We start from the raw sequence: 18,490 nt of genomic DNA on the forward strand, positions 1-18,490 counted from the left end.
GAGCCCCAGCATCTATTTCAGGCAGGAAGTAGAACGTGCCAGGTCTCTCCGTAACGGCACAGATCGTGACGACGGACCCACCAGGGTCAGCCTTCGAGCGCTTCGAAACGGGGCAACTGCTCGAACTCGAATGTGAGCAACTGACGGTCGGGGCCGCCGTCGCCATCTCCCTTCCCGTCGGCGACGGCGCACGCGCAGATGTAGCCGGAATGCCGATCACTCTGTTGGGGTATGTCGCCGGCGTGAAGCGGGGCCGCTCGGTCGTAATCGTGCACCACCAACCGTGGCGCGGCCGTCTGACGATCCGGTTCTTTCCCGACGGCACCGGCACCCGACTCGTTCTCGAGTCCAGCCTCGATCAGGACGGCATTTCCTGGCTTGCCAACAAGCGCGGATTTGCTCCACCCGAACCTCCGCGCTCCGACCGACATCGGATCGGACTGCTGGTCAGCAAATCCGGCTCGGCGGCTGTATTCGCCCAGGCCACAGAAACACTCGCTGCCCTGGCGGTCGAAGAGATCAATGCCGACGGCGGTGTCGGCGGCGTTCTCGTCGACTTGGTGATCGGCGATGACGCTTCCGACTCGGCGGCCGGAGCGGCGACCGCACTGCGATTGATGAAAAGCGGATGTCGCGCCATTTTTGCGTGCGTGACGTCGTCGACCTTCAACGCCGCCGCATCTGCGTTGCAAAACACCGGTGTGTTGTTGGTACACACAGTTCTCAACGAAGGAGGTCGATCGCGTCCGGGGATCCTTCGATTGGGTGAGCGGCCACTCGACCAGACGCGAGCGGGCATACCCGCAATGATGTCCGAGACCGGTTCTCGCACTTGGTTCCTGGTCGGTCAGCAGTATTCGTGGTCGTTCGGAGCACATTGGGCGGCTCGGCGTGTGATCGCCGAATCCACAGGTTCGGTGGCCGGCGAAGTCTACGTACCGTTGGGAACAACCGACTTCTCACGGATCATCGAGTCGATAGTCGACTCCGGGGCGGAACTGATTCTTTCCACCCTGGTGGGCCATGACGAGGTCTTCTTCGAACGGCAATGCGCCCAGCACGGACTGCGGGCCACCACGCGGACGTTCGCGCTGGTCCTCGACGAGGCCACTCAGCAGCTCATCGGCAATTCCGATGCCGACGGAGTCTGGGCGGCATTCGGCTACTTTCAATCCGCAGCCGGCGAACACGACCTCGACAAGCGATACAGCGCAAGCTCGAACGAACTCCTGCCTCCGCTCAGTTCCCTGTCGGAGACAACGTACGAAGCGATCGTCGCTTACGCACGCGCAGTCGAACGAACGTCGGCTGGCGATCCGGAAACAGTACTTCGGCAGCTTGTCACAACGTCGAAAGGCTCGACGGACACCGGCGTTCCACTGCATCGCCCGATCCTGATCGCTGAATCACGCCATGGGCGTCTGTACCCCCGCTCTCTCTGAGCGCCCGTAACCCGAACTTAACGAGTCAATATGTCGATACCTATTGACGCAATTATGGATCTGGCCCTAGTCTGAAAGACAAGTGAAGCCGATCACATCAGGAGCACACTTCTCATGGCGACAATCCGACCTGACGACAATGCAATAGACACCGCTGCAAGGCATTACGGCATCACTCTCGACCAATCAGCCCGGCTCGAGTGGCCGGCACTGATCGACGGAGCACTGGGCTCCTACGACGTCGTCGACCAGTTGTACGCCGACGAGGCAACCCCGCCGACCACGTCACGCGAGCACGCCGTGCCAACTGCGAACGAAAACCCCTTGAGCGCTTGGTATGTGACCACAAGCATCCCGCCGACGTCGGACGGCGTCCTGACCGGCCGACGCGTGGCGATCAAGGACAACGTGACCGTGGCCGGAGTTCCGATGATGAACGGATCTCGGACGGTGGAGGGATTCACTCCGTCTCGCGACGCAACTGTGGTCACTCGACTACTGGCGGCCGGTGCAACCGTCGCAGGCAAAGCTGTGTGTGAGGACCTGTGTTTCTCCGGTTCGAGCTTCACACCGGCAAGCGGACCGGTCCGCAATCCATGGGACCCACAGCGTGAAGCAGGTGGATCATCCGGTGGCAGTGCAGCTCTCGTTGCAAACGGTGACGTCGATTTTGCCATCGGCGGGGATCAAGGCGGATCGATCCGGATCCCGGCGGCATTCTGCGGCGTCGTCGGACACAAGCCGACGTTCGGGCTCGTCCCGTATACCGGTGCATTTCCCATCGAGCGGACAATCGACCATCTCGGCCCGATCACACGCACGGTCCACGATGCCGCACTGATGCTCTCGGTCATCGCCGGTCGCGACGGTAACGACCCACGCCAAGCCGACAGCGTCGAAGCAGGTGACTATCTGTCCACCCTCGACTCCGATGTGGATGGTCTGCGAATCGGGATCGTTCGAGAAGGTTTCGGGCACGCGGTCTCACAGCCCGAGGTCGACGACGCAGTCCGCGCAGCGGCACACAGTCTGACCGAAATCGGTTGCACGGTAGAGGAAGTAAACATCCCGTGGCACCTGCATGCTTTCCACATCTGGAACGTGATCGCCACGGACGGTGGTGCCTACCAGATGTTGGACGGCAACGGATACGGCATGAACGCCGAAGGTTTGTACGATCCGGAACTGATGGCACACTTTGCTTCTCGACGCATTCAGCACGCCGACGCTCTGTCCGAAACCGTCAAACTAGTGGCCCTGACCGGCCACCACGGCATTACCGCCCTCGGCGGCGCGAGCTACGGCAAAGCCCGGAACCTCGTACCGCTCGCCCGCGCCGCCTACGACACTGCCTTGAGACAATTCGACGTCCTGGTGATGCCCACACTGCCCTACGTCGCATCCGAATTGCCGGCGAAGGACGTGGATCGTGCAACCTTCATCACGAAGGCTCTCGGGATGATCGCCAACACGGCACCATTCGACGTGACCGGACATCCGTCCCTGTCCGTTCCGACCGGCCTGGTAAACGGGCTTCCGGTCGGAATGATGATTACCGGCAAGACCTTCGACGATGCGACGGTCCTCCGGGTCGGGCGCGCATTCGAAAAGCTTCGCGGCGCGTTTCCGACGCCTGCCGACCGCATCTCCGACTCTGCACCACAACTCAGCCTCACCTAATCCTGTATCCGCACTTGCACAACAAATTCCACCGATTCACACATGATCAGCCCGCATAGAAAAGGTGAACCAGATGTCAGTAACGATCGACCACACAACGGAGAACGCCGCACCGGCCCAGGCGCCGGTCTCCGATCGCGCGTGGGCCCTGTTCCGCGCACTCGACGGTAAGGGATTGGTACCCGACGGTTACGTCGAGGGATGGAAGAAGACCTTCGAGGAGGACTTCAGTCCAAGGCGCGGAGCGGAATTGGTCGCGCGGGCTTGGACCGACCCCGATTTCCGGCAGCTGCTTCTCACCGACGGTACCGCCGCGGTTGCCCAGTACGGATATCTGGGCCCCCAGGGCGAATACATCGTGGCAGTCGAAGACACCCCGACCCTCAAGAACGTGATCGTGTGCTCGCTGTGTTCATGCACCGCGTGGCCCATCCTCGGTCTGCCGCCGACCTGGTACAAGAGTTTCGAATACCGTGCACGCGTGGTCCGCGAGCCACGGAAGGTTCTCTCCGAGATGGGAACCGAGATCGCGTCGGACGTCGAGATCCGCGTCTACGACACCACCGCCGAAACTCGGTACATGGTCCTACCGCAACGTCCCGCAGGCACCGAAGGCTGGAGCCAGGAACAACTGCAGGAAATCGTCACCAAGGACTGCCTGATCGGCGTCGCAGTCCCGCAGGTCCCCACCGTCTGACCACCCCGACAAGAAAGAAGCACACCATGGATGGAGTACACGATCTTGCCGGAGTTCAAGGCTTCGGCAAAGTCCCGCATACCGTCAACGCCGACATCGGCCCCACCTTCCACGCCGAGTGGGAACACCTGCCGTACAGCCTGATGTTCGCCGGTGTCGCCGAACTCGGGGCCTTCAGCGTCGACGAAGTTCGATACGTCGTCGAGCGGATGGAGCCCCGCCACTACATGATGACCCCGTACTACGAGCGGTACGTCATCGGCGTCGCGGCACTGATGGTCGAAAAGGGAATCCTGACGCAGGAAGAGCTCGAAAGCCTTGCAGGAGGACCGTTCCCACTCTCACGGCCCAGCGAATCCGAAGGCCGACCGGCTCGCATCGACACAACCACCTTCGAGGTCGGTCAGCGAGTACGTGTGCGAGACGAATACGTTCCCGGGCATATTCGAATGCCTGCTTACTGCCGAGGACGCGTGGGGACCATCGCTCACCGGACCACCGAGAAGTGGCCGTTCCCCGACGCAATCGGTCACGGCCGCAACGACGCCGGCGAAGAACCCACGTACCACGTGAAGTTCGCCGCCGAGGAATTGTTCGGCAGCGACACCGACGGCGGAAGCGTCGTTGTCGACCTCTTCGAGGGTTACCTCGAGCCTGCGGCCTGATCTTCCAGCATTCCAGGCGGCGGTCACGCGATCGCAGCGGTTCGCGTGACCGCCGCCTGATCACAACGATTCACTCATTCGGAAGGACACTGGAAATCATGGTCGACACACGACTTCCGGTCACGGTGCTGTCAGGTTTCCTGGGCGCCGGGAAGACGACGCTACTCAACGAGATCCTGCGCAATCGGGAGGGCCGCCGGGTTGCGGTGATCGTCAACGACATGAGCGAAATCAACATCGACAGTGCAGAAGTCGAGCGTGAGATCTCGCTCAGTCGCTCCGAGGAGAAACTGGTCGAGATGACCAACGGCTGCATCTGCTGCACTCTGCGAGAGGATCTTCTCTCCGAGATAAGCGCCTTGGCCGCCGATGGCCGATTCGACTACCTTCTCATCGAATCTTCGGGCATCTCCGAACCGCTGCCCGTCGCGGAGACGTTCACCTTCATCGATACCGACGGCCATGCCCTGGCCGACGTCGCCCGACTCGACACCATGGTCACAGTCGTCGACGGCAACAGTTTTCTGCGCGACTACACGGCTGGAGGTCGCGTCGAAGCCGATGCCCCGGAAGATGAACGCGACATCGCGGATCTGCTTGTCGATCAGATCGAGTTTGCCGACGTCATCCTGGTGAGCAAGGCCGATCTCGTCTCGCACCAGCACCTGGTCGAATTGACTTCGGTCCTAAGATCTTTGAACGCAACTGCTGCGATAGTTCCGATGACTCTCGGCCGTATCCCACTCGACACGATTCTCGATACCGGCTTGTTCTCGCTCGAGAAAGCTGCTCAGGCCCCTGGATGGCTACAAGAACTCCAAGGTGAACACACCCCCGAAACCGAGGAGTACGGAATCGGTTCGGTGGTGTACCGCGAGCGCGCGCCCTTCCACCCACAACGCCTGCATGATTTCCTGAGCAGCGAGTGGACCAACGGAAAGTTACTTCGGGCCAAGGGCTACTACTGGAATGCCGGCCGGTTCACCGAGATCGGGAGTATTTCTCAGGCCGGTCATCTCATTCGCCACGGATACGTCGGCCGTTGGTGGAAGTTTCTACCCCGTGACGAGTGGCCGGCCGACGACTACCGTCGCGACGGAATCCTCGACAAGTGGGAAGAACCTGTCGGTGACTGCCGACAAGAACTCGTCTTCATCGGCCAATCCATCGACCCGTCTCGACTGCACCGAGAACTCGACGCGTGTCTACTCACCACAGCCGAGATCGAACTCGGGCCAGACGTGTGGACCACCTGGAGCGACCCCCTGGGCGTCGGCTATACCGACCAGACCGTTTGATATTGGTCCGATTTGCCGTAAGTTGTGCGCAATGGGGCTATCACGCAACCGAACTCGGGCGTTGTTGATCGTCGCGGCAATCGCAGCCGGGACCGCTGCCGCGGCGAAACCGGCGGAGGCCACCTGGACAACCGCGCCGATGTGCGGCGATTGGCAGGTCGAGGCCGTAGCCCAAGGGTTGGAACAGCTCGAAAACCTCGAGACCGATGACAACGGCGGGTTCTACCTCTCCGGCGAGTCGAAGATCTATCACGTCGACGCCGAAGGACAGGTACGAACCGTCCTCGACGGCATTGCTGCTCCTGGCGGTTTGCAGCTCGACGGTTCGAGGCTGTCCTTCCTCACCAGACAGGACGGCAAGCTGTGGCAACTGGACACCACGACGGATCAGCTGTCCGCGCCCGCCGACTTCGCGGGCAACGGCTTGCTCCGCCTACCTGACGGCGATCTGCTGACCACGTGGGTCGGAACGGAGGGCGGCCCGTCGAAGGGCGTGTCGCGCTATCAACATGACTCCCGAACCGACGTACCCAATTGGGCCGCAGTGCCACGTTCGGAGGGGCTCGCGCTCAGTCCGGATCATCGAGCCGTGTACACCGATGATCTGTTCACAGGTCAGATCATTCGAGTCCCTGTGGATACCCCTGATGCGTGGGCCGTTGTCGCAACCGTCCCGAGCCCGGTACCCGGTCTCGACGATCTGACCGTGTCGCGGGATGGGATGCTCTACGTCGCTGCTCACCTCGAGGGCGCGATCTATCGTGTAGATCCCGAGACCGGGAAGTCCTGCGTCGTCGCTTCGGGTCTGTCGGGTGGGTGGACCGGGCCGAGTTCAGTGCGTATCGGCCGGGACGGCGACGGCTGGGCGCTCTACGTCACCGGCTTCGACGGGACGCTGCGCCGCCTGGTACCTCCGGCGGGCGTCGAACTCGCACCGGTTCGGTAACTCCGTTCTCTTCGAGACGGGATTCTCCGACCTGGCGATACTTAAAATCACGCTGATTTGAAGGCATGCCCGCAGCGCAGCGGCCGCTTGTCCGAAAACTGTCAACAGTTCTACACGGAGAAATGGCTACCCTTAGGTTTACGCTGCTCGCATGTTTTCTTCCGTCGCAGCGAAGATCCGCCTGGTGGTGGCACTGCTCCTCACTGCCCTCCTGGCGCTGACTCTGTCATCGTGCTCGAGTGGTTCGGATTCGTCGGCAGCCCCCACAGACCTGTGTGCACCTCCAGGAGTGGGAGCCGCAACCGCGGCCCCCACCAATCTGGATGCGGCAGCGGGTGCGGGCGCCGAAGACCGCTACACCACGGCCACCGTCACCCCGGTCGATCGGATCGACACCTCGAAGCTGAACTTGATCAAACCCGGGGTCATCACGGTCGGCACGCTCGGTGACGCGCCCCCGAGCATCTGCGTCAACTCCGATAATCAGTACACCGGATACGACAACGAGCTGCTGAAGGCCGTCGCGGACAAGCTGGGCCTGAAGGTCGAGTTCGTCGGCACCGAGTTCGCCGGGCTCCTCGCCCAGGTTGCCGGTCGACGCTTCGACGTCGGCTCGTCGTCCATCACCACCACAGACGACCGTCGCAACACCGTCGGCTTCACCAACGGTTACGACTTCGGATACTTCTCCCTCGTCGTTCCTAACGGCAGCCCGATCACCGGCTTCGGAGACCTGGACGCATCCAAGCGCATCGGCGTCGTGCAGGGAACCGTGCAGGACGACTACGTCGTGAACACGCTCAAGCTCGATCCCGTGAAGTTTCCCGACTACGCCACGGCGTACGCGAACCTCAAATCCGGACAGATCGACGCCTGGGTAGCTCCGTCTCAGCAGGCCGAAGGCGCAATCGCTCCCGGTGACCCGACCTCGATCATCCAGAACACCTTCTCGGTCAACAACTTCGTCGGCTGGGCGGTGAACAAGGAAAACCAGCCGCTGATCGACGCCCTCAACTCCGGCCTCGACGCAGTCATCGACGACGGAACCTGGTCTCAGCTGTACGCCGACTGGGTACCGCGCCAACTCCCTGAAGGCTGGAAGCCCGGATCCAAGGCCGCGGCCACTCCGGAACTGCCCGACTTCGCAGCCATTGCGGCAGAAAACGCAGCAAACGGTGACGGTGGCGATACCGCGTCGTACCAACCGAAGTCGACGCTCGAACAGCTCAAGGACACGTTCTTCGACTGGGATCTGTACAAGAAGGCATTCCCCGATCTCCTCAAGACCGGTCTTCCCAACACCCTGATCCTTGCGCTCGCGTCTGGCATCATCGGCACGGTCCTCGGCATGCTGCTCGCTGTCGCCGGTATCTCGCGCACCCGTTGGCTGCGCTGGCCCGCCCGCGTCTACACCGACATCTTCCGTGGCCTGCCCGCCGTCGTCATCATCTTGATCATCGGGCTCGGCGTCGGACCGATCGTCAAGGGAATCACCGGCAGCAATCCGTACTGGCTGGGCGTCGCGGCGCTGTCGCTGCTCGCGTCGGCATACATCGGTGAGATCTTCAGATCCGGTATCCAGAGCGTCGAGTCCGGGCAGCTCGAGGCTTCCCGCGCCCTCGGCTTCAGCTACCGCAAGTCCATGTCGCTTGTCGTCATCCCGCAGGGTGTACGACGCGTTCTGCCGGCGTTGATGAACCAGTTCATCTCGCTGATCAAGGACTCGTCGCTGATCTACTTCCTCGGTCTCCTCGTCACCCAGCGGGAACTCTTTGCCGTCGGACGTGATCTCAACGCCCAGACCGGCAGCCTGTCCCCGCTCGTTGCGGCAGGCTTGTTCTACCTTGCTCTGACCATCCCGCTGACGCACCTCGTCAACTACATCGACAACCGGCTCCGGACCGGACGCGCCGACACTTCAGGCACGTTGGATCCGCTCGAGCAGGCCATCGTCGTGGAAAGGGGCTGAGGACATGACCACCAGCTCTGAACTGAAGTCCGTATCGCTCACCGGCAAGGACCTGCATCTGTCCTTCGGCACAAACAAGGTTCTTCGCGGCGTCAACCTGCACGTCGACGCCGGAAACACCGTCACCGTCATCGGGCCCTCCGGTTCGGGCAAGTCGACGCTCCTGCGCGTGCTGAACCGTCTGCACGAGCCTGAGCAGGGTGACGTGCTGCTCGACGGGAAGTCCGTCTTGAAGGACAACCCCGACGAGCTTCGCCAGCGAATCGGCATGGTGTTTCAGCACTTCAACCTGTTCCCACACAAGACCGTCGCCGAGAACATCGCGCTCGGGCCGAACAAGCTCAAGGGGTTGTCCAAGGAACAAGCTCGGGCGCTCGCGCTCGAGCAGCTGGATCTGGTGGGGCTCAAGGAGAAGGCGGACTCGCGGCCCGGCAACCTTTCCGGTGGTCAGCAGCAGCGCGTCGCCATTGCCCGCGCCTTGGCGATGAAGCCCGAGGTCATGTTCTTCGACGAGGCGACGTCAGCTCTCGACCCCGAACTGGTCAAGGGTGTTCTGGCGTTGATGGCCGATCTCGCGAAGTCCGGTATGACCATGGTCGTCGTGACGCACGAAATGGGCTTCGCGCGTTCCGTTTCCGACAAGGTGCTCTTCATGGACCGCGGCGCCGTTGTCGAAACCGGTACTCCGGAACAGCTTTTCGACGATCCCGAGACCGATCGACTGCAGGCGTTCCTGTCACAGGTTCTCTGACCCAGGACGCTTCAGAGATCGACGGGCGTTGATCCTCGACGCCTGAAGCATCAGATGGTCACGTTCGGCGAGGTTGGATGCCTTGTGCGCTGCATCGGCATACAACCTCGCCGCCGTCTCCAGGTCTCCGTCGCGTTCACGGAGATAGGCCTCGACTGCGGCATGGCGCGGAAGTGAATCGTCCAGCGCTGCAAGAGCTGCCAAGCCGGCGCGTGGCCCGTCCGCCTCGCCGACCGCCACCGCTCGGTTGAGCCGGACGATCGGGCTGTCGGTCAGGGCTGCGAGTTCGTCGTACCACTCCACGATCTGCACCCAATCGGTCTCGTCTGCTGTGAGAGCGTCGGCATGAAGTGCGGCAATCGCGGCCTGGGCTTGGAACTCGCCCAGTCGGTCGCGAGCGAGGGCTCCCTGAAGGATCACGACCCCTTCCGCGATCGTCTCGGTGTCCCACCGTCCGCGGTCCTGCTCGGCAAGCGGAACCAGGCTGCCGTCTGCGGCAGTGCGCGCGGCGCGGCGAGCGTGATGAAGCAGCATCAGAGCGAGCAACCCCGCCACCTCGGGATGATCGATCGCAGCGGCGAGCTGCCGGGTGAGCCTGATGGCCTCGGCAGCCAGGTCGACGTCGCCGGAGTACCCCTCGTTGAAGACCAGATAAAGGACACGTAGAACGGTGGCAACATCGCCGGGCTGCTCGAACCGCACGCCGGAGACCGTGCGCTTGGCTCGGCTGATGCGCTGAGCCATCGTCGCTTCGGGCACCAGGTAGGCCTGCGCAATCTGGCGAGTGGTCAGCCCGCCGACGGCGCGCAGCGTAAGTGCAACGGCGGACGACGGCGTCAACGACGGGTGAGCGCACAGAAAGTAGAGCTGGAGTGTGTCGTCCACGCCCGGCACCGACCCGCTGACCGGCCGCTCGCCTGGCTGCTCGTCAACCAGAAACTCCCGCTTGCGACGAGCCGCATCCGACCGGATCCCGTCGAGGAACCGCCGCCAGGCCACTGTGACCAGCCAGCCCTTGGGGTCCCTCGGCGGGTTGTCCGGCCAGGTCCTGACCGCCTCGAGCAGAGCATCCTGCACGGCATCCTCGGCCGACGCGAAATCTGCTCCGCGGCGGACGAGGATGCCGAGCACGCTCGGAGTCAGACTTCGAAGCAGCGCGTCGTCCATGAGAGTCGTCAGTCCGTGATGGTCGGCGGCTCGGTCAGGAACGGGCGCAGTTCGAGCCATTCGTGAATCGGCTTCCCGCCTGCGCCGGGCGCGGCCGAGAGCTCCCCGGCCAATTCGACGGCTCGGTCGTAGTTGTCGACGTCGATCACCATCCAGCCGGCAATGAGGTCCTTGGTTTCCGCGAACGGGCCGTCGGTGACCGGCGGGCGACCCTCACCGTCGTACCGGACAAAGGTGCCCTCAGGAGCGAGAGCCTGACCGTCGACGAACTCGCCCGCCTTCTCGAGCCGATCCGCGAAGTCCTGCATGTACTTCACGTGGGCCGTGATCTCTTCCGGTGTCCACTGGTCCATCGGCACGTCGTTGACTGCAGCCGGAGCGCCGCGGTAGTGCTTGAGCAGCAAGTACTTGGCCATCGTGAATCTCCTCTGTGTCGGTGCCACCCATTCTGGTCGCACTTCACTACAGGGACGAAGCAAGTCGGGGATTCTCGACATCGCAGGGCCTTCGGCCCTGTGCGCCTTTTTGGTAGTGCCCGCAACCAGAAAGGCGCACGGGGGCCGGAGGCCCTAAATCCACCCCTGCCGGCGGGCGATCACTGCAGCTTCGTGCCGATTGGCCGCACCGAGTTTGGTGACAGCTGACGACAAATAGTTTCGGGTGGTACCCGCAGACAGGTGTGCCCGGGAAGCGATCTGCTCGATGGATGCCCCGTCGGCCGCGTATTCGAGTACGTCCGCCTCGCGCGGAGTAAGCGGTGAGTCGCCGGCGCCGATCGCCTCGGCAGCCAACGACGGGTCGACGTACCTCCCACCGGCATGGACGCTGCGGACCACCTCGGCGAGCGTCGCCGCAGGCGTCGTCTTCGGTAGAAATCCGCGGACACCTGCTGACAGTGCCTTCTTCAAGTACCCAGGACGCCCGTGGCTCGTCACGATGATCGAGACGCACCCCGAGACCGTCTGCGCAATCTGTTGCGCCGTCTCGATGCCGTCGATACCCGCCATCTGAAGGTCGAGCACGGCTACGTGAGGTTGATGCTTTGCAGCAGCGATCACGGCATCCTCGCCGGATTCGGCTTCTGCCACGACGACGATGTCGTCCTCGAGCGACAACATCATGGCCAGAGCCGAGCGGATCAGGTTCTCGTCGTCGGCCAGCAGTACCTTGATCGGCTCGGTCACCGAGACTCCTTCGTTCGGGACGGAAAGTGGGCGGTGAGGGTGAAGCGATCTTCGTCCTGCACGGTTTCGACAGTTCCTCCGACGGCGCCGACGCGCTCGCGTAAGCCGTTCAGGCCGGTTCCGTTGTTCGGCTCTGCGATCCGTGCGCCGTCGTTGGCAATCACGACGCCGTCCGCGGACACCTCGATGCTGCAATTCTCGGCACTGGAGTGCCGGAGAATGTTGGTCACGCCTTCACGGACGACCCACGCGGCGGCCTCGGCCAGTTCCACCGGCATTTGATCTGCCGATCCACGTATCGCGGTGGAGATTCCGGCGGCCTCGAGCAGAGACTGCGCACCGGCCAGCTCCGACGCCAAGGCGATGGACCGGTATCCCCGAACCAACTCGCGCGCTTCGTCGAGAGAATCTTGCGCAAGTTCGCGTACTTCGTCCATCTGCGCGGCTGCACGATCGTCGCCGCGTCGTGAAAGTGTCGCTGCTAGTTCGCTTTTCACCGCAATTGCAGACAGTGCCCGCCCGACGACGTCATGGAGATCGCGCGAAAATCGCAATCGCTCCTCGGCGACGGACAGGGCAGCGGCAGCTCCGCGAGCCTCGTCCAATTCGGTGACCATGCGAAGCAGCCACACCGACATGTAGACGGTCAGCCCCATGAAGGCGGCGACGATTCCGACGGACACGCCGCTTTCCGGACCCGCAAGCAGTCCCAGTACAACCCCGGCGGCCACCGAGCCCACGATCAGCCAGCGCAACGACGTCAACCCGGCAAGGGGCACGACAAGGATTGCCGCCAGCCAGAAGTACGGACCGTTCTCGCCATTGCTTCCCAAGGCGATTCCCGCCGAGCAGAACGCCGACAACGTCATCACGGCAAGAGGAATCTGGACGGGCTTGGCCACGACTCCACCCAGATCTGGCATCCGAGACACGGCGATGGCGCACGCAACGGCACTGATCCCGAGGAAGACACCCGACAGGTACCGATCCGCAACGATCTCGGTGACCGCACCGAAGCCACCGAAAACCACTGCGACCATGATGAACGATTGCCGCGTGTAGAGGCGAACCTTGTCGACGTTCGACGCGGTTCGCCACGTCCGTCTCGGATTCCAGCGTCCGAAGTTCTGCGCGATCATGCCCACTACCTTCTCAGAGTTCTACGAACGCGGTTCCCAGCGGAAGTGGACGTTCGCGATCAGAACCGAACCGACGATCCACGCCAGCATGACCAACAGCGGTTGCCCAGCCGAACCGAAGGTGTCGACAAATCCGGCCGCCGCACCGGGCGCATCGCCCAGATCAGCCAGTTCGCCAGTGGTCCGCCCCAGCCATCCGAGATTGAGAAGGTCGACTACTGCGGCCAGCGGAGTGAAATCGAGAATGCGAGCAATGTTGTCCGGCACGACATTCCTGATCGAGGACATACCTGCCGTCGCCAGAATCAGAATCGGCATGCAGGTGATCTGCGCCGCCTCTGCATTTCGCGTGACAGCCGAAGTGATCAACGCCAGCGCCGTGAAGAGCGCGGCGCCGCCGATCACCGCGACCAGCACCAGCACCGGATTGACCGGGGCACTGCCGCCCAGAACCATCACAGCGATTCCGATGACCACCGTCAACAGCGCGGTGAGAACCCACGACGGCACTGCCGGGCCCGCCAGGATCTCGGCGTCGCTGCATTCCCCGGTCCGTAGTCGCTTGAGAACCAACTCGTCACGACGCGTCGCGTACACCGACAGCAAGTTGTAGAAGACCACGAAGACGAGAAGGAACAGCGCAAATACCTCGAGGCCTGCCGACACCGACTTGTCCGACAGCCCGCCGTCTCGCGACAGGTACAGCATTCCCACGGGAAAGATCAGCGGGAGGACGATTGCATTGAAGAGCAACAGTCGATTTCGTCCCAGGAGCGTGAACTCCGAACGAGACAGGGTTGCGATGCGGTTCATGCCGACGCTCCTTCGAGAGTTGCGTGATGATCGAATTGGTCTGCAATGGAGAGGAATACTGTCTCCAGGGACGCCGCTCGGGCATCCAAGCCGGTCAGCAAGACATCATTGTGCTGCGCCCACAGCAGCAGTTCCGTCAGCGTCTCCTGGACGGTGCGAGTGGTGATCAGCACCAGATCGTTTTCGACGCGCACCTCGGCGCCGGCCAGCGCTGGGAGCGGAAGGCCTGGGCGGTGCATTTTGATCTGGGCGGGATGATCTGCGACGACGTCCGCCACGGTTCCGCTGCGCACGACCGATCCACGGTGCATGATCGCCAATTGGTCGCACAAGGATTCAGCTTCGTCGAGATAGTGCGTCGTCAACATGATGGTGACGCCCGACGCTTTCAAGTCAGCGATCAATTGCCAAGTGTTACGACGACTTTCGGGATCCAAACCAGTAGTCGGTTCGTCGAGGAACAGTACGAGTGGCCGGCCGATGATCGCGCACGCCAGATCCAGTCGGCGCGCTTCACCGCCCGAGAGGAACTTCACGCGGGTATCGCCATGGTCACGCATGTCCACGCGCTCGAGCACCTCGTCGACGGGAAGCGGATTCGAGCACGTTCCGGCCCACATCGCCAAACTCTCACGAGCAGTCAGGTCTTGGGGAAGCCCACCCTTCTGGAGCATGATGCCAAGCGACGGTCGAATCTGCTTGCGGTTGCGCACCGGATCCATTCCCAGAACGCGCACCGTACCGGCGCTGGCTCGTGAAAGGCCCTGAATCACTTCGAGAGTGGATGTCTTGCCGGCACCGTTTGTTCCGAGGAGGCCGAACAGCTCACCTTCCTGAACACTCAGATCCAGATTGCGAACAGCATCGAACGCCTCCTTGCCGGAGCCGTAGCGCCGCGACATTCCGACTACGTCGATCACGGGATCGCCCTTCATCGCTGCGCCTCCTCTCGGTTCCAGCTGCGCAGTCCGATCGTGAATCGAATGCCCGCGTAGACCGCGAGAGCGGCAACAAGAATCCAGGACACCGGATTGGAGCCGATGATCGCGAATACCCCTCCGATGATCGCGATGTTCACCACGATCACAACAAGTTCGCGGCCCATCGTGGGTGCGGGTCCGATGTCCATCAGGTCCGTCAGGAGGCTTCCCTCATGTGGTTCTCTCATGCCTCCAAGCCTCGCGGGAAGTCCGCGACGAAAACAGTGCACAGCGTCATCACCTGCGGTGACACCGTCATGGATCGGCGATGACAAATGTCATGCGACGTCCCCGCGGGGACGCGTCGTAAATTGCAGGTAAGGGTCGCCTCGTTGTTTTGCCGTTCATTTTTACGTTCCTTTACCCTCGCTTAGAGCTTCTACGGTTCCCGAAGTCCGTACATCGAATCTCGGGAGTTCACGGTGGCTATCAAGCCTTTGGCCTTGTTCGTCAAACACGACGGCGTGTCTGCACGCGCGTCGATCACCTGCCAGTACAAGTGCGGAAACGCGTGCTCTCATGAGGTCCCCAACACCTCGGGCGGCGAATACTTCCGCGATATCGCACGCACGGCACTGACTCGTCGCGGCATGCTCCGGGGCAGCGGCATGGCAGTGCTCGCGGTGGGAGCGGGCAGCGCCCTCGTCGCGTGTTCGGACGAATCCGCAAGTGCCGAACCGGGAACCGGATCAACGAGCGGCAGCAGCGGCGGAACCACACCAGCGGGGACGAACTTCAGCGCTGTCGCTCCCAACAAAGAAGACAAGGTCACCGTCCCTGACGGATACGATCAGGCCGTCGTCATCCGTTGGGGTGACGCCGTTCTCGCCGGAGCCCCGGCATTCGACTTCGACAAGCAGACTGCGGCAGCACAGGAACTGCAGTTCGGATTCAACAACGACTTCGCCGGATTGCTCCCGGTCGACGGGCAGCCCAACACCTACCTCCTCGTGGTCAATCACGAATACTCCACCGAACCGGCGATGTTCCGCGGCTACGATGCGGAGAACCCGACCGAGGAGCAGTTCAAGATCGGCCTGGCCAGCCACGGACTGTCGGTCGTCCAGGTCAAGGGCGAATCCGACAACGGCAAGCTGGTACCGGAGATCGGATCGAACAACCGCCGCATCACCGGAACCACGGAGTTTGTCGTGACCGGCCCCGCTGCAGGTAGCGACTTCCTCAAGACGAGTGCCGATCCCACGGGAACCAAAGTGCTCGGCACCCTCAACAATTGCGCTGGCGGCGTCACACCCTGGGGCACAGTGCTTTCCGGCGAAGAGAACTTCAACCAGTACTTCGCGAACGCCGAGGGTGTCACCGATCCCACGGTGGCAGCCCGGCTGAAGCGCTACGGTCTGGCCGGAGCCGCTTCCGAGCGCAAGTGGGAACGCTTCGACAAGCGGTTCGATCTGGTCGCAGAACCCAACGAGGTCAACCGATTCGGATACGTCGTCGAGATCGATCCCTGGGATCCGTCGTCGACTCCGATCAAGCACACAGCGCTCGGACGTTTCAAGCACGAAGCCGCCACCATTTACATCACGTCGGACGGCACCGTCGTTGCATACAGCGGTGACGACGAGCGCTTCGACTACATGTACAAGTTCGTCTCGAGCCGAAAGATGCAGGACGGCAAGAGTCAGGCAGCCATGCGCCACAACATGACTCTGCTCGACGCCGGAACACTGTACGTTGCAAAGCTCAGCGGAAACTCCGCCGGCGAGATCGACGGAACCGGCAAACTCCCGTCGGACGGCAAGTTCGACGGAACCGGCGAGTGGGTAGCCATCCTGCGCACCGGCGAAGACGGCAAGGGCGAATCGCTGGTAGACGGTATGAGCGCCGAAGAGGTCGCCGTCTTCACCCGCCAGGCCGGTGACAAGGTCGGGGCAACGAAGATGGATCGCCCCGAGGACTTCGAGGCAAACCCGAAGAGCGGCAAGGTTTACGTCGCACTGACCAACAACACCAAGCGCGGAGTCGACGGTGGTGCCGCGGCCGACGAGGCGAACCCGAGGAACAACAACAAGAACGGCCAGGTCCTCGAAATCACCGACGACCACGCCGGCACCACCTTCGGCTGGAATCTTCTTCTCGTCTGCGGAGATCCGGCCACAGCCGATACTTACTTCGGCGGGTTCGACAAGAGCAAGGTCAGCCCCATCTCATGCCCGGACAACCTTGCCTTCGACCCGCACGGCAACCTGTGGATCTCCACCGACGGCAACGCACTCAAGTCCAACGACGGACTGTTCAGCGTTGTCCTCGAAGGCGAAAACCGCGGTGAAACAAAGCAGTTCCTCACCGTTCCCGTCGGCGCCGAAACCTGCGGCCCCATCGTGGACGAGAAGCGCGTCATCGTCTGCGTCCAGCACCCCGGCGAGACCGACGACGCCAGCATCGAAAGCCCCGCATCCCATTGGCCCGACGGTGGCTCCTCCCAGCCTCGCCCGTCGGTAGTTGCAGCATGGAAGAAGGACGGATCTCGGCTCGGCTCGTAACACACACGAAAACGACTGTGGGGCAGATCGCATACTCTGCGATCTGCCCCACGTCGTTTACCTCAGATTCTCAAGAGAATCAGTTGTCACCATCCTCGCGACGCTTACGCGTCAGGAGAACAACACCCGTTCCCAGCGCCAGCAGCAGAACCAAACCGCCTGCCGCGAGCAACCCGGTGTTCACGCCACTCTCACCAGCGCCACCACCCGAGTTGATCGTTCCACCCTGAGGAGCAGACGTCGGCGGCTTCGGCTGACCCGGCTGACCCGGGTTTGCTGTCGGCGGCTTCGGCTGTCCCGGAACCGTGCTCGGAACCGGCTGACCCGGAACCGTCGGCGGTACGACGATCGGAGGCACAACGACGATCGGGGGAATGATGATCGTCGGTGTAACCGGCACCGTCGTGTTCGGAACCGTCGTGGTCGACGGAACTGTCGTGACCGGCGGCGTTGTCGTCGGCGGCGTCGTTGTCGTCACGCCACACGGATCCACAATCTCCTCCGCGACAACTTCTTCTGTCGTGGTCTCCTCTGTGGTGGTCTCCTCCGTGGTGGTGGATTCCTCCGTACCGGTCACATCAGCGTCACCGGCAGTGGTCGCGCTAGCCGTCGTCGTCGCAACCGTTGTGGTCGGAACCATCCGCGTGGTCGTCGTCGGAGGAACACAGGGCTCCGTCGTAACCGGCGGCGTCGTGGTGGTCGTCGGAGGCACCGTGGTGGTGGTCTCCGGCGGGTCCACCGGGTGTTCGGTGCAGAGAGCGTCGCCCGGGACACAGTCCACCGGCGGGTTCTCGCCACCAACCACCAGGTAGTTGTTCAGGACGCCCGGAGTGAATCCGGGACCTGACAACGTTCCGATCTCAGGATTGACCTTGACGGTGTACGTCACCGTCGCGCTCTCACCCTTGGCCAGCTTTCCGGTGACCGTGAAGACGTTGTCGACGACACCCGAAACAACCAGCGTGGAAGTAGTAGCCGGATTCTTCGTCATTACTGCATCGTCGAGAACATCGGTCAGATCGTCGTAGAAGCTGATCTCACCATCCGCGGTGCCCACATTCTTGAACGTGAGCGTGTACGTGATCTCCTGGCCGCCAACCACACGGTTCGTGGTGGACGGGTCAGAGGACTTCAGTACCTCGATTGCGGGAGTGCCATCAACCGGGTGTTCGGTCGTGACCGGCGGAGGAGTGATCTCCGGACCGGTCGGCGGCTTCGCTGTACCGGTGACCTTGTTGTTGATCAGAACGCCGCC

At 62.4% G+C, this 18,490-nt stretch carries 17 protein-coding genes; 9 read left to right on the forward strand and 8 right to left on the reverse strand.

Annotated elements, in window-relative coordinates:
• Positions 1-35: 35 nt before the first annotated feature.
• From AC3WQS_RS30645 to AC3WQS_RS30680, 8 genes are all read left to right on the forward strand, one after another.
• Positions 36-1,442 (forward strand): substrate-binding protein, encoded by a 1,407-nt coding sequence (locus AC3WQS_RS30645; protein WP_029256767.1) that lies wholly within the window; start codon positions 36-38, stop codon positions 1,440-1,442.
• 114 nt (positions 1,443-1,556) lie between these two features.
• Positions 1,557-3,122, forward strand: coding sequence for an amidase (locus AC3WQS_RS30650; RefSeq protein WP_069147415.1), 1,566 nt, complete (start codon positions 1,557-1,559; stop codon positions 3,120-3,122).
• 73 nt (positions 3,123-3,195) lie between these two features.
• Entirely contained in the window at positions 3,196-3,819 is a 624-nt protein-coding gene (nthA, locus tag AC3WQS_RS30655; RefSeq protein ID WP_003946052.1) for a nitrile hydratase subunit alpha, read from the forward strand.
• A 26-nt stretch (positions 3,820-3,845) separates the two neighbouring features.
• Positions 3,846-4,484 (forward strand): nitrile hydratase subunit beta, encoded by a 639-nt coding sequence (gene nthB / locus AC3WQS_RS30660; RefSeq protein ID WP_070797546.1) that lies wholly within the window; start codon positions 3,846-3,848, stop codon positions 4,482-4,484.
• Positions 4,485-4,582: 98 nt separating this feature from the next.
• On the forward strand, positions 4,583-5,782 hold the full coding sequence (zigA, locus tag AC3WQS_RS30665; RefSeq protein ID WP_020971430.1) for a zinc metallochaperone GTPase ZigA: 1,200 nt from the start codon (positions 4,583-4,585) through the stop codon (positions 5,780-5,782).
• 31 nt (positions 5,783-5,813) lie between these two features.
• A complete protein-coding gene (locus AC3WQS_RS30670; protein ID WP_492713236.1) occupies positions 5,814-6,728 on the forward strand; it encodes an SMP-30/gluconolactonase/LRE family protein in 915 nt (304 codons plus the stop codon).
• A 151-nt stretch (positions 6,729-6,879) separates the two neighbouring features.
• Complete coding sequence (locus AC3WQS_RS30675; RefSeq protein ID WP_019746136.1) at positions 6,880-8,697, forward strand: ABC transporter substrate-binding protein/permease; 1,818 nt, start codon at positions 6,880-6,882, stop codon at positions 8,695-8,697.
• A gap of 4 nt (positions 8,698-8,701) precedes the next feature.
• The gene (locus AC3WQS_RS30680; protein WP_020909781.1) at positions 8,702-9,448 is read left to right on the forward strand and encodes an amino acid ABC transporter ATP-binding protein; all 747 of its coding nucleotides are present in this window, start codon (positions 8,702-8,704) and stop codon (positions 9,446-9,448) included.
• Here AC3WQS_RS30680 and AC3WQS_RS30685 read toward each other — a convergent pair.
• The 7 genes from AC3WQS_RS30685 to AC3WQS_RS30715 form a co-directional block, all read right to left on the reverse strand.
• Positions 9,434-10,615 (reverse strand): RNA polymerase sigma factor, encoded by a 1,182-nt coding sequence (locus AC3WQS_RS30685; protein WP_021334420.1) that lies wholly within the window; start codon positions 10,613-10,615, stop codon positions 9,434-9,436. The genes AC3WQS_RS30680 and AC3WQS_RS30685 overlap by 15 nt on opposite strands.
• Before the next feature lie 8 nt (positions 10,616-10,623).
• Positions 10,624-11,031 (reverse strand): YciI family protein, encoded by a 408-nt coding sequence (locus AC3WQS_RS30690; protein ID WP_021346141.1) that lies wholly within the window; start codon positions 11,029-11,031, stop codon positions 10,624-10,626.
• Positions 11,032-11,184: 153 nt separating this feature from the next.
• Positions 11,185-11,799, reverse strand: coding sequence for a response regulator transcription factor (locus AC3WQS_RS30695; RefSeq protein WP_019746140.1), 615 nt, complete (start codon positions 11,797-11,799; stop codon positions 11,185-11,187).
• Positions 11,796-12,938, reverse strand: coding sequence for a sensor histidine kinase (locus AC3WQS_RS30700; RefSeq protein ID WP_492713235.1), 1,143 nt, complete (start codon positions 12,936-12,938; stop codon positions 11,796-11,798). The genes AC3WQS_RS30695 and AC3WQS_RS30700 overlap by 4 nt, the downstream gene beginning before the upstream one ends.
• A gap of 21 nt (positions 12,939-12,959) precedes the next feature.
• A complete protein-coding gene (locus AC3WQS_RS30705) occupies positions 12,960-13,751 on the reverse strand; it encodes an ABC transporter permease (protein ID WP_070797551.1) in 792 nt (263 codons plus the stop codon).
• The gene (locus tag AC3WQS_RS30710) at positions 13,748-14,686 is read right to left on the reverse strand and encodes an ABC transporter ATP-binding protein (protein ID WP_492713234.1); all 939 of its coding nucleotides are present in this window, start codon (positions 14,684-14,686) and stop codon (positions 13,748-13,750) included. Before AC3WQS_RS30710 ends, AC3WQS_RS30705 begins: the two co-directional genes overlap by 4 nt.
• Positions 14,683-14,919 (reverse strand): hypothetical protein, encoded by a 237-nt coding sequence (locus tag AC3WQS_RS30715; protein WP_019746144.1) that lies wholly within the window; start codon positions 14,917-14,919, stop codon positions 14,683-14,685. Before AC3WQS_RS30715 ends, AC3WQS_RS30710 begins: the two co-directional genes overlap by 4 nt.
• Before the next feature lie 234 nt (positions 14,920-15,153).
• Here AC3WQS_RS30715 and AC3WQS_RS30720 point away from each other — a divergent pair, with 234 nt between their 5' ends.
• Positions 15,154-17,235: a PhoX family protein gene (locus tag AC3WQS_RS30720; protein WP_021334417.1), complete on the forward strand. Its 2,082-nt coding sequence runs from the start codon at positions 15,154-15,156 to the stop codon at positions 17,233-17,235.
• 79 nt (positions 17,236-17,314) lie between these two features.
• Here the strand turns inward: AC3WQS_RS30720 and AC3WQS_RS30725 are convergent.
• The coding region (locus tag AC3WQS_RS30725; RefSeq protein ID WP_492713233.1) for a DUF7927 domain-containing protein at positions 17,315-18,490 on the reverse strand (1,176 nt) is incomplete at its 5' end.

This window comes from Rhodococcus sp. FW305-130 (assembly GCF_058788335.1).